A 1,118-nucleotide genomic window follows, 5' to 3' on the forward strand; every position below is an offset into this window, starting at 1 on the left:
CTTGTCGCCTCGGTATGTTTCATCCAGGCCCTCAAAGGCCTGTCGCACCCGACCACGTCGCGCCGCGGTAATCTGTTCGGCATGCTCGGCATGGCGCTGGCCGTGGTCACCACCATTGGTCTCATCTACAAGTTGGGCGCGGAACTGGCGACTGCCGGTATTGGCTACGTGATCGTAGGCCTGCTGATTGGCGGTACTGCAGGTTCGATCATGGCCAAACGAGTAGAAATGACCAAGATGCCCGAGCTGGTCGCGTTCATGCACAGCATGATCGGCCTGGCTGCGGTATTCATTGCCATTGCGGCAGTGGTTGAACCGCAATCGCTGGGCATCGTCAGCAGCATCAGCGAGCCGATCCCTACCGGTAACCGCCTGGAGCTGTTCCTCGGTGCAGCCATCGGTGCAATTACGTTTTCCGGTTCGGTCATCGCCTTCGGCAAGCTCTCCGGCAAGTACAAGTTCCGCCTGTTCCAGGGCGCACCTGTGCAGTTCAGCGGTCAACACAAGCTGAACCTGATATTGGGCCTGACCACCATTGGCCTGGGCCTGGTCTTTACCTTCACCGGCAACTACAGCGCATTCGCCCTGATGTTGATCCTGGCGTTCGTGATGGGCGTGCTGATCATCATCCCGATCGGCGGTGCCGACATGCCGGTAGTGGTGTCGATGCTCAACAGCTACTCGGGCTGGGCGGCAGCGGGCATCGGCTTCTCGCTGAACAACTCAATGCTGATCATCGCAGGTTCGCTGGTAGGGTCTTCGGGTGCGATCCTCTCGTACATCATGTGCAAAGCGATGAACCGCTCGTTCTTCAACGTAATCCTCGGCGGCTTCGGCGGGGCAACGGATGCTGCTGGTCCGGCTGGAGCGAAGGAGGCTCGCCCAGTGAAGTCCGGTTCGGCAGACGACGCTACCTTCCTGCTGAGCAACGCCGACACGGTCATCATTGTGCCTGGCTACGGCCTGGCTGTTGCGCGCGCCCAGCATGCCCTAAAGGAACTGACCGAGAAGCTGACCCACAATGGCGTTACCGTTAAGTATGCGATCCACCCGGTAGCCGGTCGGATGCCTGGACACATGAACGTACTGCTGGCCGAAGCCGAAGTGCCTTACGACCA

The 1,118-nt window shown here is 59.7% G+C and carries 1 protein-coding gene; it reads left to right on the plus strand.

Features of this window, described 5'->3' with window-relative positions:
* Positions 1–1,118 (plus strand): NAD(P)(+) transhydrogenase (Re/Si-specific) subunit beta (locus EKA13_RS27285; RefSeq protein ID WP_065762045.1); only part of this gene is annotated, 1,118 nt, incomplete at both ends.

Source organism: Pseudomonas defluvii (assembly GCF_001695625.1).
Taxonomy (GTDB): domain Bacteria; phylum Pseudomonadota; class Gammaproteobacteria; order Pseudomonadales; family Pseudomonadaceae; genus Aquipseudomonas; species Aquipseudomonas defluvii.